Genomic DNA, 19,794 nt, shown 5'->3' with positions numbered 1-19,794 from the left:
ATTAGGTGCTCATGAAATGGGGATTTATCAGGCCGGGCGTTCTTTCGACAGGCGGGAAATGATTTCCTGCTGGGTCGGTAAGTGACTTGCCTGCTGCACGAGTTGCCATGCGCGCCGCTGGGTTTGGGTTTTGTGCTCCATAATGACGCGGATTTTGTCGAGCGGTATGCCCAGCATGCTGGCGATGTTATTTTCGTTACAGCCACGTCGGTACAACTGATAAATGCCTTGTGCGACATTGCGCGAATAGGTACGACGCACGCCGATCGTCAGGGTGGTGGGCTGCGAAATTTCTTTAAACGGGTCGATCTTGATAGGAAGCGGGCACGGCGTCCATGGAATACCGCGCCGGATGTTAGCCCGCTGATGCATCATCCAGATTATACGCTGCGTGTGGTCACAACCATCATCGTCCTTAGCCGCGAAAATCAGGTCTTCAAAATCTTCCATCACGCAGCCTCCCGATGCTGTTTTTCCCAATCACGCACCAGGCCCACGCACTTTGAATGCACCTGGCGGGCTGTTGGCATACCGAATCCCTTTACGGCTTCGGCAAGCATGGACGGTGTCCGGCGCACAATGTCATAGAGTGTGTGAATACCTGCGGAACTGAGCTGATCCAGATACTGATCTTTAAGTGGTAGCGTACCGACCAGTACGGTTTCGGCCCACTCGGCTCGCCGCACCAGGTGAGCATGTGTATTTTCCAGTAAATCGCGAATATGCGCGGTTAGCGCCGGAGTTAAGCCATCGGGCCAGGTATTTTTGATTTCAGAGACAAACGGAAAAACAGGTGCTGTCCACTCGTTCACGGAGATGATGAGACAGATACCGTGTGTCGTGCGCACTTCAACATGCCACTCCAGATCATTGAGAATAATTATGTCCGGATCGGGAGAACTCAGCTTCAGGCCAAACTGGAATGTATAGAAATAGTAATCAACACCGTGGCCCCCAAAAGTACGCGGATCGGTATTGCCATCGGCAATTTCAAGCCGACGCTGCATGTCGCTGCAATGATCTGTCAATTCGGTGTTGAGCACCGTCATTGATGACAACTTACTTTTTGTTTCAGCGATGTCGTTTTTTAGCCTGCGAATTTCGGTCAGTTGCTGGTTTCTGATTTTTTTGCTTTCATCGATGTCTTCCTTCAACCGGGCGATCTGCGATTTCATGCGGTCGGGATTCATTGACTGATATTTGGCAAGATTCTCGCGCAGGGCATTAAGATCGGCGTGAAGAAGCTTATTACGCGCGAAATACTGATCGCTTTCTGCCTTCATCGTTTTTTCGGACAACTCAGCCTCTGCAAGTTTCTCTCGCGAGCTGATTAACGCGAGTTCAGCAGTAGTTAACCTGCCCTGAAGTGCCTCATGCTCATCAATAAGTTCATTGAAGTCATCAACTTCAGCGTTGTATTGCTCAATACACAGTACCCGTGCTTGTTCCAGAAGTGACGTTGCACTGAGTACAGAGGCGTGGGGTATGCCAGCTAACTGCGATGCGGCAAGTTCGAGTTGCGAACGAACAGGACGAAGGGCGCCATCCAGTACGGTGGCGACGGTATTTTGTGTGGTCATGGTCAGTCCTTAAGAAAACCCGCCGAAGCGGGTCAGGCCGGTACTTTGCGGTAGCGTGTGACGGTCACTTCATACGCTTCCATTTGCAGGCACTCGATTTGATCAGGTTCATACTCGTAGGGTAAGGATTCCTGGCACTCGGTTAACCCCAGGCTATAGGTTGAGCCATAGAGTTTTCCGCCGAGGGTAAAAATCATCAGATGATCAGATTCCCAGCGACGCGAACCAGTCTGTTCGCGGTGGATGACCTTAATCGTTTTACCCTGTTCATCTTCCCATTCATCACTCCAGACAAGTTCTTTGAGCAGGTCTTTGGGAAGCGCAATAGATAATGCAGTGGCCATTGGGGCTGGCTTTGTTGAAGCATACGTTTTCCCGGCTGGTTCAACGATGGGTTCAATCGCAGCAGATGCATTTTCTACGACTTTAGCCGCTTCAACTGCGGCTTCAGCAGCCTTACGCTCAGCTTCAAGTTGTTCATTGATACGCTGATCGATGAGCAATTTCAGGTGGTCGTAATCGTGACCGATAATTAACGGTAAATCGCGAAACAAGTTTTTATATTTGTCATCGATGTCGCTGATTAACGTCAGGTTACGGGCATACTTCTCTGCCGTCTGATTCAACTCAATTTTTGCCCGCGCCAGTTCGTCATTCACCGCGCTTCGCAGGGTTACGATGGTGCGCTTGCCTTTCATGGCTCCGGCGAAATCAGTACGGGGCAGGGGGAGAGTAACGCCATTCAGACTTGTGTTCAGTTCACCATGAGTCTGCTTAAGGCTGGCGTTTGCTTCGCTGATAATTTCCTGTCGAAGTTCATCTTTGCGGCTTTTGACCAGTTTATTCAACAGCAGGCGCTTATTACGCATTTCGTCGCAAAGCAGATCAATCGTACGGAAAAGCTCGTCAATATCGGCTGTCTGCGCAAGAACACGCTGTTTTACAGCAACGAGTTCTTTTTCTGCGGAATCGCAGAATTTAACGGTTTGTTCCGCGTCTGCAAAATCCTGATCCGTTGACAGTTCGGTATTAATGGAGCGGATAAAATTCAGGGCTTCATTTTGATAAACCTGAAGATTAGAACTTTTTACTGCTCCATCAACTTCAATAACAAGCGCAGGCAAGCGCATAAACGTTTTGCAAACAGTCGGCTCTGGTAACTCGGGGGCTTTGTATGAAGTGAGATCGGCGGCAAATTGATCCCATCCAGCCCGGAGCGCATCGGCGCGTCCGGCCACGGGTGTATAAACCAGATGTTCGAAGTTTTCGCGCGTGCCGTCTGAAACAACGAAATAGGCGCAATCTGCGCCACTCACCAACAATTGTTGCTCAAGTTGCCAGTAATATTCTTCAGGGAGGTCGTTATTTCTGACTGACTCAGCCAGGGTGGTATTCCACATCTTGTGTTCGAAAAGAATATCTTCGAGCATGGTAATGCCATCGAATGAGGCCAGTAATTTTCCGTCATCGGATATAGCGGTGGCCGGAAAAAGCTCCTGACCAATCATCTCTTCAACAATGCGGCGGGCGCTGTCCTCGTAAGCGTGGCCCTTATCAAAGAGATTTTTTTGTACCCAGTCGCTAACTTCACGTTCTGAGCCGGTCGCTTTGATGTGTAATAACTCATCGCGCCGCATCTTACCGGATGCGGCCATCATTACCGGCGCCTCACTGGCCGTGAAGTGGTTTGCGCGAAGCGAATGCCAGGCCTCGCTTCCCTGCTGTACGTTAATGATTTCCATCGATCACCTCCATATCTTCAATCGCTTTACGCTGTTCGGGGGTTAACTGATATTTGCTTTCAACGGTCGCGATAACAGATGCTGCTTTCTTCTTACCCGACTGAATGAGCTTTTCCCACGTCTTGGCATTCGCGTTAAACATCTCTTCGGGGTAGGTGTTTGGCGTGTTTGCCAGCGCGGGGCTTGTGCTGGAGGGATAGTCGGAAATGTCGAGCATTTTACCTTCCATTTCTTCGGCTGTAGGTTGCGCGCCGATCTCCGGCCAGCCTTTCCGTAATGCCTGCGCTTCCGCACATTTAGAAAGTTGCCCGAAGGGGCGTTTTTTCCACATCGCGTTTGGTGCCTGAGTATCACGACCAGCGGTAGCGTAGTTTTCCAGCCAGTATTCTTTCGCGCTGTATTCGACGATAGTGCCGTTGCCGATCATTTTACTGACCGTGTATTTGCACCATTCCGGATAGGTAACTTCCACCTCACCAACCTTTGCGGTGATGGTCGGGCCAAACTCAGGCTCTTTCGAACCCGCATAGTTTCCGGAGCGCTCGGCTTGTATGCGATAGAGGCCAATCCCCGGCATTACCACATCACGAAAATTATGTTTGCCTGTGGCAGCATCTTTCACACTCATCGGAACGAGGTGAACCGGCTTCATAAGCGGATCAAGCTTACGAGCACGACAGTAATCGACCGCCATCAAAATCGAGTCGTCACGTGCACCGGTAAAAATGCTGTTTTTGAGCGCGCTCCAGGTTGCTTCGTCAATCCCCCGGTTGGTTAGTACCTCCGGAAGGTTCTGAATTAAATCGGTCATTGGTCAGTCCTTAAAAGCCAGAAGCTAAAGTCAGGAAAAAAGTGGCGCCGAACAGACAGGCAAAAAGCACAGTCCATCCGGCGTAATGGCGGGGAGGATTAAGAACGTCATCGCCGGTTAAACGATGCAGATACATTCCTTTCGTGGGTTTACTGGTCATGTTATTCTTCTCCTGTCAGGTTTGGTCGCCTGACAATAATCACTGGCCGTTTGGTCATTGGTTAGTCCTTAAGGCTCAAGGTTTGGTCGCCGAGAGCCGGTTAGCCCCACCTCGGTGGGGCTTTCTCATGCAGCATCAACGTCAACTTCATCCTGCCCGTCAGCAATATCCATCGCGTATTCAAGCTCTGCCGCTTTTGTTAGTACCGTTCGGATGAAATCGCCGACCAGGTCCTGAATGTCTGTTTCATCCAGTGCCGCCTGTAATGCGTCATGGCGCAGGTCGTTAAAACGGGAAGGTTTGAAAATTGCTGTGATGAGATGATCAGGAATCTCGACTTCAAGCTCTTCAATGCGGTTGCGTATTAACTCCTGATCGTTATCGCTGAATTTCGCGATAATGTGGTTGATCCGTTTTTCCTGCTGATAGTTCATGGAGACGTTCCCCCTATGACTTTTCCTCATTGATACGCTGATAAGGGAACTTATCGGTATGAGGTTTAATGTGCTTGTAGAAATGGGAACCAACAGAATCAGCCGCTTTCAGGCGGGCGAAATCATCGGCTGAAAAATTGGCGTAGTGATACAAACTGCCCGGTACGTTACCGCGACCGTTAAAGCGAATTGCAAGTGTGCCGGTGGCGGCATCGTGGCCGATGCTGTGGATTTGGGAAGATTTAACAGGGGTCATGTTGATCATGTTTTCTCTCTCAGTTTGATAACGTAATTCATGCACCAGGTTGGGCTGCATTCTTTCCAGAATTGTTTGTGCTGCATTTTCTGGCTCGGCGGGTAATAACAAACGGTGCCGGCAGGCGTGCGGAATATCAGGGTGTTATTCCCCTCTTCAAGCGCAATGCCGTTCCTGAGGAAAAAGGCTTTAATGCGCTCATGGGCGCCGTCGCGGGCTTTCTTACGACGTTCTTTCAAATACGGCTTTATATCCCTGAAGTGATCGCCAACATCACCCATCAACGCACGCCTCTCGGGATGCGGCTGGTGCTGGTGCGTAGCTGGCTACCAGAGGCGGATAGCCCAGAACTACATTTAATTGCCGGGCGGATAGGGCGTATATCCGGCATAGCTTTACAGCGCACTTTCACCAGCGAAACCGTGCTGTTTTCCCACTCAGCCTTTAAGCGGGCTTTTGCTTCTTTCGCCTGTGCACGCTTACGCGCCAGACGCTTTTGTTTGAATGTCATGGTCATTGGTTAGTCCTTAATTTAGATAACGATGGTCAGTCGCTTATTGTTTTAATTGGGTTACCTCCTTAGATGAATGGCAGTATCAAAATAGCTATGAGCAGGGCCAGGCCAGCGAGGATCGCCAGCGTGAGGAGTATTTCCATAAAGATGGTTCTCCTGTTTCAAGGCGAAAAAAAGCCCATCACAGGGATGGGCAAAGACTACACACAGCACTAGAGGAACTACGGTTATCACGGTTCAACGTGATTGGGTTGTGGTGGCCGGTGCTGATCTCCGGCTTGCTTGCTTTTAGCGTCACGTGAGTTCTTGAACCCATAAGTCTTTACGGCGGCAGGTACATGAGCCTGTTACACGTCCGATCGCGCATCAGTCTGCGCATTCACCACAACGGAAAGAGCACTGTCCGGAATCCAACCGACGCCAGGCGCGCTTTCCCGGCATGCAAAGTTCAATGCTCTTACCTGTTGTGAGCTGACCTTACAGCCAGCATGGCTGGAATGGTTTCGCAAACACGAAGCTTCACCAGCTAGGCAGGATCACCCCGGAAGAGCTGCCTCTTTTTTCTTCCAGGCTCTCGGTCTTTCCCGGTGGTCATTGCTATGAAGATACTCTCAGCAATCTGGACAAGCCCGGCTATAGGGCTTGCAGTCTTTCTTCGCAAGTCTTTATACCTTGCCGTAATTCATTTATATCGTTCAGAAAAACAGCAGGGGGACATAGTTCATTGAGGTCTTCAAGATTTTTCAGTCGTTCTTTAGCCCAAGGAAGAACGTACTCCTTCATCGTTGCCACGGTTTTTGAATCGTGTCGATTGAATGCTGACAGAAGATGAATGTTGTCCTCTATGTAAGACATGTTCACCTCGCCGTTAGCGTTGTTGATTTTCGATGCCCGGCACGATAAATAGCCACATCCGCAAGGCAAATCGGGCCTTCTGCTAAATGTGAGTGTTTGAACTCATATTCATACAGGTACGTTGCCCGGATAATCTGAAGCTTGTATTCCCGAGCTGCCCAAAAAATATCCAGGGCTATAAACTTTATCGGCTTTGGCTCATAACCGGGCTTCTGAACGATTTTTGGCGACTCACCAATGTTCCGGTAACGGTGCCCGACGAGCATGGGATTAGCTGCGGCCCACGCCTTTTGCTTTGCTTTACGCCGTTCATCGCGACGAGTGCGGGCGTTTGGCTTGAGGTTTTGTAACTTGATCATGATTACCTCCTGAAATGGCTTTGGTTGGGAAGACCCTCTATGGGTGACCTCCACACAACAAGGGTGGCGCTCTAAGCTTTATCAACGTCTTGCCTCCCATCGTGCGCACTCCGGGAAACCATCTGTTGAATATTGCAACCGTCACCGCCATCGCGAATGGCCGACTACCGGTTAACACTGAGCTACTGCCCACCAAACCCATCTCGTCTGGTTCATTGCACTTTTCAGTGCTCGATTGAAGCGGTTGCACAGGCTTAGGGCCATCGGCGGAACCGCTGATGATTTCAATGTAACTTTATTGACATTTTTAGTCAATTAACTTTCGTTAGTTTTTTGTCTTTTGGTTAAAAAAATTACATTACCGTATTGATACTTAACAAAAAAAATTTTCTCTGTTTTAATGAATTCCATTGAGCAATAGGAATAATCCTTATTTTATGGTGGGAGATTGTTATGTTTTGTACAAAATGCGGAACAACTGTAGATCCTGGGGACCGGTATTGCTCAAACTGCGGTGATCGGATCTCAGATGTGGGAAGCGTGAATAAAGAAGTAGAGGATTGGAAAGGGACTAATTACAAACCAGCAGAAGGAAAGTCATTAATTGCTGAGTGCAAAACGAAGGCAATATGGGGAGCGAATAAACTACTAATATTGATAGTTGTAGTTATCGCTATTGTTGTTGGGAAAGTGGGTTCGCATCTAGGTTCTTCAGTAGTTAACGGAGATGTGGTATGGAACGAATTTGCAAAAAAAACCGCAGAGCAAAAGTTAAAAATGCATTTTCCAGTGCGGGTTAGTGATACAGCGACTTTTCGGGATATGTATGTTCGAGGGCATGAATTGCACTATATATATGATATAGATGATATTTTTATAGATAGCAATTCACTTCAGCCACTGAACAATATGCTAAGTTCATCTTTCAAAAAAACCTTTTGTAACGAAGATATTATCTCTAAATATGATGGTGCAGTGGTTTTTACTTATAATTTTTTTGGGAAAAAAAAGGATTATCGCTTCACAACAAGAGACTGCGATAGGAGTTAAATGCGTTAAACTGGCTTGATGTGCCAAACTACGGTGCCGATAATTTCACAGTCCTGATTTACATGAGTAAACTTCATTTCTGGAGTATAGTTTGGATTGAGGGCCTGAAGATAGATTTTTCCATCGATAATCTGTAGTTGCTTAAAGGTAGTAGAGTTTTCATTTACCAACCTGGCTATAACAAATTTTCCGTTAATCTTTTGCCGTTGCGAAGGGTCTATGTAGATTATATCTCCCGGTTCAAAGCGAGGGATCATCGATTCGCCCTCAACCCTAAGTGCATATGCCTTATCGCTAAGGTTGGCAGGGCAGGGATAATATTCATAGCTATCCTCCGGGTATGAGCCCACCTCAGTGAATGCACCAGCCTGAACCCAGTCTATCAGAGGTATTAAGCGTTGATGACTAGAAGTTTCAGCTACGTTTACATTTCTTTCTTCAACTGGACCTTCACCATAAACCAGCCATCGTGGCGAGCACTTCAACACATCAACCGCAGCAAGTAATACCTTGTCTTTGATACTCGATTGGTTTCCATTCTCTATATTGCTAATAGTTACACGCGTAAAAGTGCCTCGATCACCTTTAAGTAACCGATTGATTGCTTTAGCAGCCTCTTCTTGAGTTAGGTCTAGCTGCTCTCGCCTTGTTCTGAATCTTTCACCAAATGTTTTCATGGTAAGTAAGTTATACGAACTCAATGTAATTTACTTGTCGTTAGTTTCTTGCTATAAAATGTAACTTTATTGACGAGGGTAAAGTATGACATTTAAACAACCAGTTCTTTATCAGATGCTTAAAGAGAAGTTTCGCACGGACACGGCAATTGCTGATGCTCTTGGAGTGGCTCGACCAGCCGTCCATACTTGGCGTAAGCACATCCCGGAGAGAATCGCTTTGCTTTGCCACCTCTCACCTGACATCCCGTATGTCTACAACCCGGCGGATTACGGCAGAGACCCTAACCGCCTCGGGCTGGCCCTGACCAAGCCATCCCAGCAATAACCACTTTAAGGACTAACCAATGACCATTGTAAACCGCCCCGATCCTGAATCGGCAGGGGCTAAGATCGACGATATGCGGCAGGAGTTGCTTTCCCGTAAGAAAGTCGGAAAAGCAGGCTTGCCGTTCCACATGCTTCGTGAAGACCAGATTAAAACCCGCTGGACTGAGCCCGAGGCAGTGGCCATCAAAGCAGCTTCCGAAGTGCTTTCTTCAAATCCGGCAGTAGAAACCAATATTGCTGCTATCCGGGGTTTCCTGGCGATGTTTGCTGAGTCGCCGGAGATGCTTCAGCACGTTCACAACGAACTTCAATCCGCTGGTTTACCGGTTCCTGACTGGTTGCCAGTGCCTCAACGCAAGCAGGTTTAACCATGGATAAATTAACGCAAACACAATCCGTCGATCTCATTGCTGGCATCATCGGCAAGAAAATCGACGTTGCCGGGGAAGAAACCCGGCGTCTGGCTATCACAGGGGCTTTGTCCGGAGTCACCAAAGCGTATTACTCGCGTGAGCAGAACAAACACAGGGCCGATGAACCGGAGTCGGTCTGATGGCTATCGTACGAGCTAACCGCCAGCGCGGTTATACGCTGATCGACAATCAGGCCATTGGTAACGGCGCCCTGACATGGGCGGCGGAAGGGCTGCTGCACTACCTGCTTTCCAAACCGGACGGCTGGAGCGTTAACCCGTCACACCTCTGGCAGGAGAAAAAAGGCATTCGCGGTTGTGGTCGTGATGCGGTGTACAAGCTGCTCAATGAACTGATTGATGTCGGTTTCGTACTACGCATTCAGCTACGTGATGAACGTGGCGTAACCGATGGATATGACTATTACGTATATGATGTGCCCAGACAGGCCGTTCCTGAATTTCATGAGGGTATTGACGAATCTGCCGGACCATATCCTGAATTTCAGGAAACGGAGCCAGCGCAGACAGGGCAGGGCATGGAGCCGCATCCTGAAAATCAGGAAACGGCTGAAATGGGAGCTAACCCACATCCTGAAAATCCGTATCCTGAAAATCCGTATCCTGAATTTCAGGACATTAGTAATTACGGATCTACAGTAAATACTGATCTCTCTCTCTCTGACGCTGGTCAAAATTCAGGCGATAGCGTAGAGCCGGAAAACCCACACCACAACGCACTTCTTGACGGGCGTGTTCCCCACAAGGCACCGACGCCTCAGGCTGGCATGTTTCCAATGACGCTCGAATGGGAGCCGGGCAACGACTTTGCCCGTATTGCGGCCCTGACCGGTCTGGCTGATGCGGGTTACACACCTGAACTACTCAACGAATTCCGGTTTTACTGGCAACCAACCGGAAGGGTTTATTACCACAGCCAGTGGCAACAAAAATTCATCCAGTCACTGAAACAGCAATATGCGAAAGGGGCGCGCTATGTCAAACCGACCAGCGCCGGTAACGGCGGAAGCAATGCAGCGGATCGTTTCCAGCAGGGACTCGCCGCAATCCAGGCAGTACAGGACAAGTACGGCTACGGATCATCAGGAACTGAGGGAAATTGCTTTGAGGGTGATTATTCCGCTGTACCCGATCCACTGGCCGATGTGGTTGGGCAGGATGAATACGCCGCAACTGGTGGAGACGTTTGGGGCGGAACTGGTAAGAGTGCTGGCCGTGGAGGGAATCAGACCTGAGCAACTTCGCTATGCCGTTGATACGGCGCCGGGGCGAAAGTTTTATCCGTTTCCGTCGCCTCCGGACTGGATAGCGCTGGCGAGAGAGTGTGTTGATGCGCGGTTACCGGTACTTGAGGACGTGATGGCAGAGTTTGAGCGCTATTGCGCGGGCAGGATGAACTACAGCGATGCGGCAATGTTTCCGTGGAGTGCGCCAGTCATGTACTGGATTGTCACAGAAATGCGCCGGGCGATGTTGCAGTACAACCACGGCATGGCTGAGCTTCGTAAGGTAGCTGAAACATTACTCAGACAATGGGGGAAAAAACTACAGGCAGGGGAAAGCATACCTGCGCCGGTGATCCGGCTGGAACATAAAACCCGACCGGAAACCGTAGGACATGAGAAGGGGCTGACCACCCCGGAAACAAACAAAAAAGGGCGTGAAATGCTGGCCCGGATTATTCAAAAAAACAGGCAATCAAGGACTAACCAATGACCATGAGCTACTTCAAAAACGCGGCGATTTATAAGCTGAGCCGCAATATCGATTTTTCTCAACTCGGTAAACAAATGCAGGCATTCGCGTTTACCCCGTGCGGAAGTCAGGATGCAGCAAAATCAGGATGGGTGGCGCCATTCGGTGAAGAACTGGTTTACCGTTCTAACGGGCAAATCCTGGTGAAGATACAGCGTGAAGAGAAAATACTCCCTGCGCCCGTCATCGCGAGAGAACTGGCTGCGCGAGTGGAAAAACTCGAAGCGGCACAACAGCGCCGCCTGAAGAAAACCGAAAAAGACACGTTGCGGGATGAAGTTGTCCAGACTCTGCTGCCGCGTGCTTTCAGTAAATACCATACTACGGCGATCTGGATTAACGAAGGGGCCGGGTTAATCGTCGTTGATGCCGCCAGCGCCAAAAAAGCGGAGGATGCCCTGGCCTTGCTCCGTAAAACCATCGGATCGCTACCTGTCTTGCCCCTGGTGCTGGAAACCCCGATCGAACTGACCGTTACAGAATGGGTACGCAGCGGTAATCCGCCCGCCGGGTTTTCACTGTCTGACGAGGCTGAGCTAAAGGCTGTACTGGAAGATGGCGGGGTGCTGAGCAGTAAACATCAGGATCTGGTGTCTGATGAGATAGCAACGCATATCCGGGCCGGGAAGTTGGTAACCAGGCTGGCGCTGGACTGGCAGGAGCGTATAAATTTTGTACTGACTGATGCAGCCATGCTTAAGCGCCTGAAGTTCAGCGCAAATATTCTCGAACAGAACGATGATATTGATCGCGAAGATGCTGCAGCACGTTTTGACGCTGATTTTGTGCTGATGACCGGCGAACTGTCTGCCCTTATCAGTGCGCTCATTGCCGGGTTAGGCGGGGTGGCTAAAGCTGACAATACAGCCAATCCAGATACCGAAGGCGATAACGATCCGCTCTATGAGCAGGCAGTTAAATTTGTCGTGGAAAGGAACCGGGCGACAATTTCAGGTATCCAGCGTGAGTTTCGCATCGGATATAACCGGGGCGCCCGGTTAATTGAGTTGATGGAGGTGCGGGGCGTCGTATCTGCGCTTTTACCGGATGGTTCACGAAACGTTCTGGCTGTTGCGGAGGGTGCGTGATGGTCAAAATACCTGAAGTCTCGGCAAAAGAACGTAGTGGCATCAACCAGGAACTTCGCAAGCTTAGCCTGGAGGGACGTTTCTCAGACGCTAACACGCAACTGCACAGGGTAATGGTCGCAACAGCGGGCGCGGACTGGTACACGTTGCGTGGCATCGAAAAGTTACTTTCCACAATGTTTCCCGGTGAAGGGGATACTCAGGCCGCGATTAGCGCGCGGCTGCGCGAGGTGAGTGCTGTTCGTCACGGTCTGGTTAAACAAGTGCGGATAGTGCGCAATGACGAAACCGGTAAAAAGGTCTGGTTTTATCGTCTGGTGCCTTCGAAAGAGGAGGTGACGCTGTGAACCCATATGTTGAAGCATTGCAGGCACTAAAAGCCAGGCCCACACACGAACTTAAAGAAATAGGCGATCAGTGGCGCTCTCCCGATAGACTTTGGTGGGGTATTAATGCCATGTTCGGCCCGTTTGTTCTGGATCTGTTTGCCGACACGGACAATGCAAAGTGCGAGGCATTTTATACTGCTGAGGAGAATGCGCTCACGCAAAACTGGTCCGCACGACTGAAAGAGTTGAACGGCGCTGGCTACGCGAATCCGCCCTATAGCCGTGCCAGTCAGTACGGGGAACAGTACATTACCGGCATGCGGCACATCATTAGCTATGCGATGAAAATGCGTGACGCTGGCGGGCGCTACGTATTCCTGATTAAAGCTGCGACAAGTGAAATTTGGTGGCCTGAAGAGGCCGACCATGTCTCCTTTATTCGCGGGCGAGTCAGTTTTGATTTGCCACAATGGTACCGGCCAGCGCCGGGCCAGCCTACATCATCCTCCGCAGGTTTTGCGGCTGCGATAGCCGTGTTCGATAAAACGTGGCGCGGTCCTGCAATGGATTATGTAAGCCGGGACCATTTAGAGGCCCGTGGCGCTGCGTTTATTGCTCAAATCAGAAAGGCGGCGGCAAACATGTCGGGGGTGGCAGCGTGAGCGATCAAATCGATGCACCTGATAACAGTGATAATGTCCTTGCTTTCACGAAGCGCTTCGATAAGAACAGCGACATTAAAGAAATGCGTAATCTGGTTGAAGCGCCACCACCGGAACACAAACATCATCGTTGCCAGCATGCCAACGTTCTCGTTGACGAACACTATCGTCAGTTAACTTGTCGGCGTTGCGGTGCAGTAGTGGATGCCTTTGACTGGATACTGGCACGGACAAAGGGTGAGAGCAAAATAGACTGGGAGCTTAGAGCGCTTCGTCAGGAAATTACCGATCACCGGCAAGGCCTGGAGAAGTTGAAGCGTGAAGAGGTGAATTGTCGTGCGCGCATTAAAACGGCTCAGTTTCGGCTGGCTGATGTTAATGCTGACATCGACAAAGCCAATAAGGAAATGAGCTTCCTCACTGAACGGCTTGAGCAGGTGCGGAAGCTAAGGGGGGCGAGATGAGCATGTTTACAATGCAAAAATGGCAACACGATGCACTTGCTCACGACCTGGCAGAGCATTTACGCAGAAATACTTCGCGATTCGTTTGGGAAGATATGCAACTAGGGCCGTCAGGTAGTGCAAGACCGGACGTTTACGCCGTTCCCTTCAGCTTTAGTAAATTCTGCCCGGTTGCGTATGAGTGCAAAATTTCGGTATCCGATTTCCGCGCCGATGTAACCAAAGGCAAATATACACGCTACCTGTCGTATGCGAGCGGCGTAGTGTTTGCTGTTCCGGAAGGTCTTATCAAGAAAAGCGAATTGCCCGCCGGATGCGGGTTAATGGTGCGGGGAGGGAATGGCTGGCGAAATGTTAAAGGCCCGACAATGCAAGCGGTTGATAATCTCCCCCGAGATGCATGGATTAAGCTCCTGATTGATGGTATCGCCCGTGAGAACAAACGAACTGAGCTTAAAATTCGCCAGGCCTGCGTCTGGTTTACTGAGCGTGAGCTTGCTAAGCGGCACGGTGATGAAATCGCGACTTTAGTTGCCCGGGCATATACAGCCACTGATAACCTGGCGGATGAAATAGCGCGCTGCGATGAGCAAAGGGAAGCAATTCGAAATCAAACCCACCATGAATTGCAATACAGTCGTGAGGCTGTAGCCAGAGCCGTTGAGCGATTGAACCATGCTCAAAAGGAACTGGCCCTGTCATTGGGTTTGCCGGAAGAGAGCACAATTCGACAGTTAACACTGGCTATTCAAGATGCGAGCCGGCGTTTACAGGGTGATGCCGAAGTCATGCGGTTACGTCAATTGTTTTCAAGCGTAAAGCGGGCAATTAACAGCGCCAGCGAACCGCTACCCGGGGAGGGCGTTTGATGAGCGTTGCTACTGCTAAGTCATCCCGTAAGCACAAAACCGAGGCGCTTGGCGTGCTTCTGCCCGGCGGGGGAATTAAATACTGTACCGACCATGACCGGGAAATCATGAAAGGTGTGCCGGTTGGCACACCAATCGCAATGTCTCCGGTCGGTGACCGCCGCAACATCAAGCATCATCGCAAATTCTGGAAGTTGATTGAGTTGGGTATATCGTATTGGGTGCCTGACTGGCAGTTTGTCAGCCGTCCGGAAGAGTGGATTGCGCATGAAGTGGCTAAAGTCGTCGCTCAGCAATCCCAAATGCCAGAGTTATACGACAACGTCACGAAAGGTATTGCGGAACTGGTACTGGAGAAAATCGCCCGCCAGCGTAGGGATCGTTTCGACGCGGAGGCGGTTAAATCAACTGATGCATATCTCAACCACGTAATGATCAAGGCAGGCTTTTATGACCTGGCGCCTAATCCCGACGGTGGAACACTAAAACAGCGATGGTCTATTGCATTCGCAAATATGGATCAGGGTAAGTTTGATGAGGTTTATCGCGGCGTCGCCGGGGTTATCTGGAATGAAACATTAAGCCAGCACTTTGCCGATCCGGCAGAGATGGAAAGCGCTATTAATAAACTTATGGAGTATTGATGAAAGCCCCTGCGTTACGTTCGAAGTATTTAACTGACTCAGCGCGGGGGCGCCAGTGCACGCTCCAGATACCGGGGATATGTAATTTCAATCGGGAAACGGTAGTGCTTTGTCATTTGCCGAGCTTAACGCATGGCATGGCTTATAAGTCTGATGACTTTTGGGCTGTGTTTGGTTGTTCTGATTGCCATGATGTTATCGACGGTCGCACTCCTTATGACTGGCGTCCCGGCGAACGGGAGGAAATTTATCTTCAGGCGTTACATGCCACTCAGAGGGTATGGTTTGAAGAAGAATTGCTCACAGCGAAAGGAGGGCGATTTGCTTAATTCGGTAGACGCGGTAGATTTAATCGGAACAAAAGCCAAACTGGAAGTTCGCGGCGGTAAGGTTAGAAAGGTTCCTCATCAGGCAGAAACCGAGGAACAGGCCGCGTTAATCGAGTGGGCGGATAAAACAGTTATTGATGGTATTTGTATTGGCGACTATCTGATACACATTCCTAACGAGGGAAAGCGGGGACCGAAAGCGGCGCGCGATGCTAAGCGGCTTGGCCTTCGGCCCGGTGTGCCGGATCTGTTTCTGGCCCTGCCGCGTGGTAAATATGCAGGGTTGTGGATTGAAATGAAGTCTAAGGATGGAAAGCTTTCAGAGTTGCAAATAAAATGGATTAGTAAACTTATGACGGCTTCCTATAGAGTTTCGATTTCTTTTGGTTGCATATCAGCAAAAGAAACGATAATAGAATATATTAAAAATAATGGATGGTAATAATGATTGATTTCGATAATGCAACCTTTAAAAATCAAATGGATATATGTAATAATATTATGGAGGGAAGGTATAAACTGGAAAACTCAGCGTTAACAGGGGGTGAGAATGAGTTATCAGATGAGGATTTTTTTAAGCGTATTATCTTTGATGCATGGTCTGAATTTTATTTTCTCTTAAATAATAGTGACCGTGAGCTAAATAAATACACTACATACACCAGAAAAGTAATGCCGGATAAATATTTGACTGAAGCCAGTTTAAGAGATGATCCTTTTGTTTTTTTAATGGCGTTAACTCGTTTTCTATATGAGTATGAGATTTATACTGATTTTGTGAGGATTAATCAGGGATATGTCTGGATTGAGCATGAGAATCTTACCAGGCTAAATAGTTTGGATAAAAAACCATTTCGTGATTTGGATTTTGTTTTTTTTCTTAACATACTTCCAGTGCGTATTATTGCAGATTTATTACAAAGTGATGCTCTCAGAGATACGTTGTCCTTTTCCGAAAATATTAATAGTCTGAAGGGGAGTATTGAAGAAAGTAATAGTTTTGTTAGTAAAAAAATAGATGAAAACAAAAGTTATTTAAATGGCTTGAACAAAGAAGTAACTAGTCTTGCTGATAAGCTTAACGATATAAAGTCCTCTGGTAATTTCAAGTTGTTAGCAAAAGGTTTTTCAACGATAAAAGAAGGCAAGAATGAAGAGTTAAAATTTGCAAATCGGCGTTCATGGATAGCTATGATACTGTTGACTGCGATCCCTCTAGTCTCCATGTGCCTTTTTTGGAATAGGATAGCCGATATTAACCAGGGTACTTCACAAACAATTTCATCTTTTTATTTCAGAGATTTGTTTTACTTCGGGCCAGCTTTGACGCTTGAGTTGCTAATATTATATTTTATGCGGCTTTTCTATAGTGAGACTAAGTCTTTGAAGGCTCAATTGCTTCAAATAGACTTACGGCTTAATTTATGTGAGTTCATTCACGATTACGTGGCAACGCGTGAAAAATCGACAAGTGTTAATACAAATGAATCATGGAAGTCTTTTGAGTCACTAATTTTTAGTCCACTACAAGCAACAGATGACAAAATTCCTGCTGTACTCGACGGTGCTGATGCCATTGCTGAACTTGCGAGTAAGATCCTAAGTAATAAAGGTAAAGGTTGAGTTATCTGCTCAGATGAATAGGATTGGTCATGATTAATTAATAGGACTGACCAAAATGACCAAAGCTATTGAGCAAATTATCCGTATGCATGATCCGCGCTGCCTTAGCGCGGAATCTTCTTCCGCCGGGCGCGGAAAATCACCTATATCACGAGACCAAATAATAGGGGCTATGGCTGCAACACAGCGTGAGCATCCTGTTGGCTATGACATCCTGCTAACAAAATACCGTGCTGATTATCTTGCTGAACAGCGTTTGCGTGCCGCTGTCAGTGAATGGTTGCATGAGCGACCACATCCCGAACGCGCTATTGCCGCCTGCAATTTCGCTACCAGCATGGTTCTTGGTCGCAATCTTCCGGCTCAGTGTGACCGTATCGCCGCATTGATGCGTAAGTACAGCCCGAAGGCGCTAATGACGCGTAAAACTCTGGATGCTATTGAAGGGCAAAGAAAGCATCTGGAATTGCAGCGCCTCTCTCTTGGCGACAGCGATGTGCGTTATGCTGCCAGTGTTGCAGAATGCGCAGACTTAACGGCGCGCATAACGGCAATCCGGGGAGAGTTAAGGGCATGGTCGTCTCGTGAGGCAACTAAAACCTGCCTTTGCCCGCGTTGTCGGGGAACCGGTTCAGTGAGTAAGCCACATCCGGCACAGTGCGACGAGTGCGGCGGGCGGGGCTCTATACCGCCCACAATGGAGCTAATGCGCAAATCAATGAAAAGCACAGGGGCTGAGGTCAGAAGCGCAGTCTGGGCGGCGGATTATGCCCCTGTGGTTGAAGCCTGCCAGCGCTGGTTATATATCGAAGAAAGCTCAGCGGAAATATTTTTATCTGAACGTCTGCGCAATGAGATTCAACCAGCCGCTTAACCATTGCGCAGTGCGTTAAAGTGAGCTAAATTCCCGAATGATACGAAGCCTCGCCCTAAAAAAGCGGGGCTTTTTTTATTGGTTAGTCGCAAACCCGCATGGTCCGCCGTGCGGGTTTTTTTATTCCCCAACGGCACCGGCAGGCGGTGAAAATATGGATCAACAACCGGGAAGCATCGTTACACACTTTTTTGGGTGGCTGGCTGCTATTGCTGCAGCGATGGGCGTTACCACGCAGGACCTTGTTTATATCGCGTTTGGCGGGATAGGCGTGGTTATTTCTGCGTGTTCTTTCATTATGGGCCGTCTTGATGCAAGGGCTCAGCGTGCTGAGCAGCGTAAGCGAACCAGTCTGATCGAAGACTATCTTGATGATGTAAGTCAGCGTCCGACAGACAAGCAGCCGACCGCAATCGAGATCGTAAACGAAGCGCTGCATAAAGCTGAATCTGCGGACTGCTGAGATGGCAGCAAACTACAAAGGAAAACTCAGTGCTGCTGTACTGACACTGATACTCGCCGGGGCGCCCTCATCAGTAATTCTCGACCAGTTTCTGAAAGAAAAAGAAGGGCGAAGCCTGGTTGCATACAGTGATGCGGGCAACGTATGGACGATTTGCGGTGGTGTGACGCGCGTTAATGGCAAGCCCGTTGTTCAGGGGATGCGGCTTACCGAAGCGCAGTGTGACCAGATAGACCGTGCAGAGCAGGCAAAGGCGCTGGCCTGGGTTGACCGCAATGTGCATGTGCCCCTGACCGGGCCACAAAAAGCGGGCATCGCGTCATTCTGCCCGTGGAATATCGGTCCCGGTAACTGCCTCCCGTCCACCTTTTACCGAAAGCTTAATGCAGGCGATCGTACCGGCGCGTGTGCGGCCATCAAAACATGGATTTATGACCGCAAAAGGGACTGCCGTATACGTTCAAACAACTGCTTTGGTCAGGTTGTGCGAAGAGAGCAGGAAAGTGAATTAACCTGTTTTGGCCTTAATTTGGTTAAAAAGTAATCATATTTATGCCGATCCGGTAACGCTACGTGAAATCTGAAACGTCCGCTTGACCTCACACCATCAGGATTTAAGCCATGAACCCTAAAAACCAAATACTTGCGGCTTTGCTTGCCGTCGGCGTGATCATTGGTGCCGGGTGGGGATGCTATCTGAAAGGGTGGTATGCCCACGCGGACCACATCAATGAACTGGCCCGCAAGAAACAGGATAAGGCTGCTAAGGCGGTGAACGCGGGAGAAGCCAGAGCGGCTAATGCCAACACGCAAGCCAAAGTCATCTACAGAACTGTTTATCGTGATGGGGTGAAATATATCAGTGACCCGAAACATACTAATTGCAAGTTTGACCCTGCTGCTGTGCAGTTGCGCCAGCGTGCCATCGACGCCGCCAACGCCGTCACCGGATTTGATGCAGCCCCCGTGCAAGGCAAGTAACGCCGGTTCCGACAGTGACCAGGATCTGCTTGCAGACACTGAAACAGCGGAATGCGTGCGGGAACTCCGGACAAACATCTACCGATGGCAAAGCTGGTACAAAGCCATCATGTGACGCCCTGGCAAATGCCGGGGCTTTTTATGCAATCAATCCGAGGTTAAGACAATGAATTTTGGTCAGGCAATTGGTGCTCTAAAAGCAGGAAAAGCGGTAGGGCGGGAAGGATGGAACGGTAAGGGCATGTTCATCTTCCTGAAGAAGGGAAGCCATGATGCCGCGATCGTCCAGGCTCACATCAACGGGGTGGTATCGGAGTTGTTTGAGAAAGGAGACGAAGGAACAGTAGTGCGCATGCCGTGTATTTGCATGAAAGCGGCGGACGGCTCAACAGTGGAGGGATGGCTGGCTTCACAAACCGACATGCTGGCTGATGACTGGCAAGATGCTGAGCGATCAGCATAGCCCTTTTAGTCCCATACCTTAACGTAACCACTTTCACCTCATAACCGGA

General features: G+C 49.2%; 31 protein-coding genes and 2 pseudogenes. 22 read left to right on the top strand and 11 right to left on the bottom strand.

The window, feature by feature from the left end; translation table 11 throughout:
• Nucleotides 1-27: 27 nt before the first annotated feature.
• From PMPD1_RS12720 to PMPD1_RS12675, 10 genes are all read right to left on the bottom strand, one after another.
• Nucleotides 28-450 (bottom strand): hypothetical protein, encoded by a 423-nt coding sequence (locus PMPD1_RS12720; RefSeq protein WP_173634392.1) that lies wholly within the window; start codon nt 448-450, stop codon nt 28-30.
• A complete protein-coding gene (locus PMPD1_RS12715) occupies nt 450-1,580 on the bottom strand; it encodes a hypothetical protein (RefSeq protein WP_173634391.1) in 1,131 nt (376 codons plus the stop codon). The genes PMPD1_RS12720 and PMPD1_RS12715 overlap by 1 nt, the downstream gene beginning before the upstream one ends.
• A 32-nt stretch (nt 1,581-1,612) precedes the next feature.
• Nucleotides 1,613-3,322 carry a YqaJ viral recombinase family protein gene (locus PMPD1_RS12710; protein ID WP_173634390.1) on the bottom strand — a complete coding sequence of 570 codons (1,710 nt, stop codon included), beginning with the start codon at nt 3,320-3,322 and terminating at the stop codon, nt 1,613-1,615.
• The gene (bet, locus tag PMPD1_RS12705; RefSeq protein WP_173634389.1) at nt 3,309-4,133 is read right to left on the bottom strand and encodes a phage recombination protein Bet; all 825 of its coding nucleotides are present in this window, start codon (nt 4,131-4,133) and stop codon (nt 3,309-3,311) included. The genes PMPD1_RS12710 and bet overlap by 14 nt, the downstream gene beginning before the upstream one ends.
• A 10-nt stretch (nt 4,134-4,143) precedes the next feature.
• The gene (locus PMPD1_RS12700; RefSeq protein WP_173634388.1) at nt 4,144-4,293 is read right to left on the bottom strand and encodes a hypothetical protein; all 150 of its coding nucleotides are present in this window, start codon (nt 4,291-4,293) and stop codon (nt 4,144-4,146) included.
• A 125-nt stretch (nt 4,294-4,418) separates the two neighbouring features.
• Entirely contained in the window at nt 4,419-4,727 is a 309-nt protein-coding gene (locus PMPD1_RS12695; RefSeq protein WP_173634387.1) for a hypothetical protein, read from the bottom strand.
• A 13-nt stretch (nt 4,728-4,740) separates the two neighbouring features.
• Nucleotides 4,741-4,992, bottom strand: a complete 252-nt coding sequence (locus PMPD1_RS12690; protein WP_173634386.1) for a KTSC domain-containing protein — start codon at nt 4,990-4,992, stop codon at nt 4,741-4,743.
• Nucleotides 4,989-5,264: a hypothetical protein gene (locus tag PMPD1_RS12685; RefSeq protein WP_173634385.1), complete on the bottom strand. Its 276-nt coding sequence runs from the start codon at nt 5,262-5,264 to the stop codon at nt 4,989-4,991. Before PMPD1_RS12685 ends, PMPD1_RS12690 begins: the two co-directional genes overlap by 4 nt.
• Nucleotides 5,264-5,500 (bottom strand): hypothetical protein, encoded by a 237-nt coding sequence (locus PMPD1_RS12680; RefSeq protein ID WP_173634384.1) that lies wholly within the window; start codon nt 5,498-5,500, stop codon nt 5,264-5,266. Before PMPD1_RS12680 ends, PMPD1_RS12685 begins: the two co-directional genes overlap by 1 nt.
• 854 nt (nt 5,501-6,354) lie before the next feature.
• The gene (locus PMPD1_RS12675) at nt 6,355-6,711 is read right to left on the bottom strand and encodes an antitermination protein N (RefSeq protein ID WP_173634383.1); all 357 of its coding nucleotides are present in this window, start codon (nt 6,709-6,711) and stop codon (nt 6,355-6,357) included.
• Between the two features lie 453 nt (nt 6,712-7,164).
• Between PMPD1_RS12675 and PMPD1_RS22740 the strand changes: the two are divergent.
• Both PMPD1_RS22740 and PMPD1_RS12670 read left to right on the top strand, forming a co-directional pair.
• Nucleotides 7,165-7,227: pseudogene (locus PMPD1_RS22740) on the top strand (zinc-ribbon domain-containing protein); the annotation flags it as partial.
• 24 nt (nt 7,228-7,251) lie between these two features.
• Nucleotides 7,252-7,761 carry a hypothetical protein gene (locus PMPD1_RS12670; RefSeq protein ID WP_354292939.1) on the top strand — a complete coding sequence of 170 codons (510 nt, stop codon included), beginning with the start codon at nt 7,252-7,254 and terminating at the stop codon, nt 7,759-7,761.
• Between the two features lie 5 nt (nt 7,762-7,766).
• Here the strand turns inward: PMPD1_RS12670 and PMPD1_RS12665 are convergent, their stop codons facing one another.
• Entirely contained in the window at nt 7,767-8,438 is a 672-nt protein-coding gene (locus PMPD1_RS12665; protein WP_173634381.1) for a LexA family protein, read from the bottom strand.
• A gap of 85 nt (nt 8,439-8,523) precedes the next feature.
• Here PMPD1_RS12665 and PMPD1_RS12660 point away from each other — a divergent pair, with 85 nt between their 5' ends.
• The 20 genes and pseudogenes from PMPD1_RS12660 (at nt 8,524) to PMPD1_RS12570 (ending at nt 19,745) form a co-directional block, all read left to right on the top strand.
• Nucleotides 8,524-8,766: a hypothetical protein gene (locus tag PMPD1_RS12660; RefSeq protein WP_173634380.1), complete on the top strand. Its 243-nt coding sequence runs from the start codon at nt 8,524-8,526 to the stop codon at nt 8,764-8,766.
• Between the two features lie 19 nt (nt 8,767-8,785).
• Nucleotides 8,786-9,136, top strand: coding sequence for a hypothetical protein (locus PMPD1_RS12655; RefSeq protein WP_173634379.1), 351 nt, complete (start codon nt 8,786-8,788; stop codon nt 9,134-9,136).
• 2 nt (nt 9,137-9,138) lie between these two features.
• Entirely contained in the window at nt 9,139-9,321 is a 183-nt protein-coding gene (locus tag PMPD1_RS12650) for a hypothetical protein (RefSeq protein ID WP_173634378.1), read from the top strand.
• Nucleotides 9,321-10,436 carry a DnaT-like ssDNA-binding domain-containing protein gene (locus tag PMPD1_RS12645; protein ID WP_173634377.1) on the top strand — a complete coding sequence of 372 codons (1,116 nt, stop codon included), beginning with the start codon at nt 9,321-9,323 and terminating at the stop codon, nt 10,434-10,436. The genes PMPD1_RS12650 and PMPD1_RS12645 overlap by 1 nt, the downstream gene beginning before the upstream one ends.
• Nucleotides 10,360-10,917, top strand: a complete 558-nt coding sequence (locus tag PMPD1_RS12640) for a replication protein P (protein ID WP_173634376.1) — start codon at nt 10,360-10,362, stop codon at nt 10,915-10,917. Before PMPD1_RS12645 ends, PMPD1_RS12640 begins: the two co-directional genes overlap by 77 nt.
• 2 nt (nt 10,918-10,919) lie before the next feature.
• Nucleotides 10,920-11,810 (top strand): annotated as a pseudogene (gene rdgC / locus PMPD1_RS12635) (recombination-associated protein RdgC); the annotation flags it as partial.
• The gene (locus tag PMPD1_RS22735) at nt 11,802-12,044 is read left to right on the top strand and encodes a DNA translocase FtsK (protein ID WP_354292906.1); all 243 of its coding nucleotides are present in this window, start codon (nt 11,802-11,804) and stop codon (nt 12,042-12,044) included. The pseudogene rdgC and the gene PMPD1_RS22735, both read left to right, overlap by 9 nt.
• Complete coding sequence (locus PMPD1_RS12630) at nt 12,044-12,391, top strand: hypothetical protein (protein WP_173634374.1); 348 nt, start codon at nt 12,044-12,046, stop codon at nt 12,389-12,391. Before PMPD1_RS22735 ends, PMPD1_RS12630 begins: the two co-directional genes overlap by 1 nt.
• Nucleotides 12,388-13,035, top strand: a complete 648-nt coding sequence (locus PMPD1_RS12625; protein ID WP_354292606.1) for a phage N-6-adenine-methyltransferase — start codon at nt 12,388-12,390, stop codon at nt 13,033-13,035. The genes PMPD1_RS12630 and PMPD1_RS12625 overlap by 4 nt, the downstream gene beginning before the upstream one ends.
• Nucleotides 13,032-13,499, top strand: a complete 468-nt coding sequence (locus PMPD1_RS12620) for a hypothetical protein (RefSeq protein ID WP_173634373.1) — start codon at nt 13,032-13,034, stop codon at nt 13,497-13,499. The genes PMPD1_RS12625 and PMPD1_RS12620 overlap by 4 nt, the downstream gene beginning before the upstream one ends.
• Nucleotides 13,496-14,368, top strand: coding sequence for a hypothetical protein (locus tag PMPD1_RS12615; RefSeq protein WP_173634372.1), 873 nt, complete (start codon nt 13,496-13,498; stop codon nt 14,366-14,368). The genes PMPD1_RS12620 and PMPD1_RS12615 overlap by 4 nt, the downstream gene beginning before the upstream one ends.
• Nucleotides 14,368-15,012 (top strand): DUF1367 family protein, encoded by a 645-nt coding sequence (locus PMPD1_RS12610; protein WP_173634371.1) that lies wholly within the window; start codon nt 14,368-14,370, stop codon nt 15,010-15,012. Before PMPD1_RS12615 ends, PMPD1_RS12610 begins: the two co-directional genes overlap by 1 nt.
• Nucleotides 15,012-15,341 carry a DUF1364 domain-containing protein gene (locus PMPD1_RS12605; RefSeq protein ID WP_354292604.1) on the top strand — a complete coding sequence of 110 codons (330 nt, stop codon included), beginning with the start codon at nt 15,012-15,014 and terminating at the stop codon, nt 15,339-15,341. Before PMPD1_RS12610 ends, PMPD1_RS12605 begins: the two co-directional genes overlap by 1 nt.
• The gene (locus PMPD1_RS12600) at nt 15,334-15,783 is read left to right on the top strand and encodes a VRR-NUC domain-containing protein (protein WP_173634369.1); all 450 of its coding nucleotides are present in this window, start codon (nt 15,334-15,336) and stop codon (nt 15,781-15,783) included. Before PMPD1_RS12605 ends, PMPD1_RS12600 begins: the two co-directional genes overlap by 8 nt.
• Before the next feature lie 2 nt (nt 15,784-15,785).
• Entirely contained in the window at nt 15,786-16,964 is a 1,179-nt protein-coding gene (locus PMPD1_RS12595; protein WP_173634368.1) for a hypothetical protein, read from the top strand.
• A 55-nt stretch (nt 16,965-17,019) separates the two neighbouring features.
• Nucleotides 17,020-17,838, top strand: a complete 819-nt coding sequence (locus PMPD1_RS12590; RefSeq protein WP_173634367.1) for a TIGR02642 family protein — start codon at nt 17,020-17,022, stop codon at nt 17,836-17,838.
• 154 nt (nt 17,839-17,992) lie between these two features.
• Nucleotides 17,993-18,301 (top strand): hypothetical protein, encoded by a 309-nt coding sequence (locus tag PMPD1_RS12585; protein WP_173634366.1) that lies wholly within the window; start codon nt 17,993-17,995, stop codon nt 18,299-18,301.
• A gap of 1 nt (nt 18,302) precedes the next feature.
• The gene (locus PMPD1_RS12580; RefSeq protein ID WP_173634365.1) at nt 18,303-18,845 is read left to right on the top strand and encodes a lysozyme; all 543 of its coding nucleotides are present in this window, start codon (nt 18,303-18,305) and stop codon (nt 18,843-18,845) included.
• Nucleotides 18,846-18,922: 77 nt separating this feature from the next.
• Nucleotides 18,923-19,282 (top strand): hypothetical protein, encoded by a 360-nt coding sequence (locus PMPD1_RS12575; RefSeq protein WP_173634364.1) that lies wholly within the window; start codon nt 18,923-18,925, stop codon nt 19,280-19,282.
• A 166-nt stretch (nt 19,283-19,448) separates the two neighbouring features.
• Nucleotides 19,449-19,745, top strand: a complete 297-nt coding sequence (locus PMPD1_RS12570; protein WP_173634363.1) for a DUF2829 domain-containing protein — start codon at nt 19,449-19,451, stop codon at nt 19,743-19,745.
• The last annotated feature ends 49 nt before the right edge of the window (nt 19,746-19,794 follow it).

This window comes from Paramixta manurensis, assembly GCF_013285385.1.
In the GTDB taxonomy this organism is placed as follows: domain Bacteria; phylum Pseudomonadota; class Gammaproteobacteria; order Enterobacterales; family Enterobacteriaceae; genus Paramixta; species Paramixta manurensis.
The sequence above is the reverse complement of the archived record's forward strand: the minus strand, read 5'-3'. Positions and strand labels throughout refer to the sequence as shown.

Excerpts from the sequence above, each read along its gene's own strand:
- PMPD1_RS12720 (WP_173634392.1), bottom strand. The coding sequence starts at position 450 with ATGGAAGATTTTGAAGACCTGATTTTCGCGGCTAAGGACGATGATGGT.
- PMPD1_RS12715 (WP_173634391.1), bottom strand. The coding sequence starts at position 1,580 with ATGACCACACAAAATACCGTCGCCACCGTACTGGATGGCGCCCTTCGT.
- PMPD1_RS12710 (WP_173634390.1), bottom strand. The coding sequence starts at position 3,322 with ATGGAAATCATTAACGTACAGCAGGGAAGCGAGGCCTGGCATTCGCTT.
- bet (WP_173634389.1), bottom strand. The coding sequence starts at position 4,133 with ATGACCGATTTAATTCAGAACCTTCCGGAGGTACTAACCAACCGGGGG.
- PMPD1_RS12700 (WP_173634388.1), bottom strand. The coding sequence starts at position 4,293 with ATGACCAGTAAACCCACGAAAGGAATGTATCTGCATCGTTTAACCGGC.
- PMPD1_RS12695 (WP_173634387.1), bottom strand. The coding sequence starts at position 4,727 with ATGAACTATCAGCAGGAAAAACGGATCAACCACATTATCGCGAAATTC.
- PMPD1_RS12690 (WP_173634386.1), bottom strand. The coding sequence starts at position 4,992 with ATGATCAACATGACCCCTGTTAAATCTTCCCAAATCCACAGCATCGGC.
- PMPD1_RS12685 (WP_173634385.1), bottom strand. The coding sequence starts at position 5,264 with ATGGGTGATGTTGGCGATCACTTCAGGGATATAAAGCCGTATTTGAAA.
- PMPD1_RS12680 (WP_173634384.1), bottom strand. The coding sequence starts at position 5,500 with ATGACCATGACATTCAAACAAAAGCGTCTGGCGCGTAAGCGTGCACAG.
- PMPD1_RS12675 (WP_173634383.1), bottom strand. The coding sequence starts at position 6,711 with ATGATCAAGTTACAAAACCTCAAGCCAAACGCCCGCACTCGTCGCGAT.
- PMPD1_RS12665 (WP_173634381.1), bottom strand. The coding sequence starts at position 8,438 with ATGAAAACATTTGGTGAAAGATTCAGAACAAGGCGAGAGCAGCTAGAC.
- PMPD1_RS12660 (WP_173634380.1), top strand. The coding sequence starts at position 8,524 with ATGACATTTAAACAACCAGTTCTTTATCAGATGCTTAAAGAGAAGTTT.
- PMPD1_RS12655 (WP_173634379.1), top strand. The coding sequence starts at position 8,786 with ATGACCATTGTAAACCGCCCCGATCCTGAATCGGCAGGGGCTAAGATC.
- PMPD1_RS12650 (WP_173634378.1), top strand. The coding sequence starts at position 9,139 with ATGGATAAATTAACGCAAACACAATCCGTCGATCTCATTGCTGGCATC.
- PMPD1_RS12645 (WP_173634377.1), top strand. The coding sequence starts at position 9,321 with ATGGCTATCGTACGAGCTAACCGCCAGCGCGGTTATACGCTGATCGAC.
- PMPD1_RS12640 (WP_173634376.1), top strand. The coding sequence starts at position 10,360 with ATGAATACGCCGCAACTGGTGGAGACGTTTGGGGCGGAACTGGTAAGA.
- PMPD1_RS12630 (WP_173634374.1), top strand. The coding sequence starts at position 12,044 with ATGGTCAAAATACCTGAAGTCTCGGCAAAAGAACGTAGTGGCATCAAC.
- PMPD1_RS12615 (WP_173634372.1), top strand. The coding sequence starts at position 13,496 with ATGAGCATGTTTACAATGCAAAAATGGCAACACGATGCACTTGCTCAC.
- PMPD1_RS12610 (WP_173634371.1), top strand. The coding sequence starts at position 14,368 with ATGAGCGTTGCTACTGCTAAGTCATCCCGTAAGCACAAAACCGAGGCG.
- PMPD1_RS12605 (WP_354292604.1), top strand. The coding sequence starts at position 15,012 with ATGAAAGCCCCTGCGTTACGTTCGAAGTATTTAACTGACTCAGCGCGG.
- PMPD1_RS12595 (WP_173634368.1), top strand. The coding sequence starts at position 15,786 with ATGATTGATTTCGATAATGCAACCTTTAAAAATCAAATGGATATATGT.
- PMPD1_RS12590 (WP_173634367.1), top strand. The coding sequence starts at position 17,020 with ATGACCAAAGCTATTGAGCAAATTATCCGTATGCATGATCCGCGCTGC.
- PMPD1_RS12585 (WP_173634366.1), top strand. The coding sequence starts at position 17,993 with ATGGATCAACAACCGGGAAGCATCGTTACACACTTTTTTGGGTGGCTG.
- PMPD1_RS12580 (WP_173634365.1), top strand. The coding sequence starts at position 18,303 with ATGGCAGCAAACTACAAAGGAAAACTCAGTGCTGCTGTACTGACACTG.
- PMPD1_RS12575 (WP_173634364.1), top strand. The coding sequence starts at position 18,923 with ATGAACCCTAAAAACCAAATACTTGCGGCTTTGCTTGCCGTCGGCGTG.
- PMPD1_RS12570 (WP_173634363.1), top strand. The coding sequence starts at position 19,449 with ATGAATTTTGGTCAGGCAATTGGTGCTCTAAAAGCAGGAAAAGCGGTA.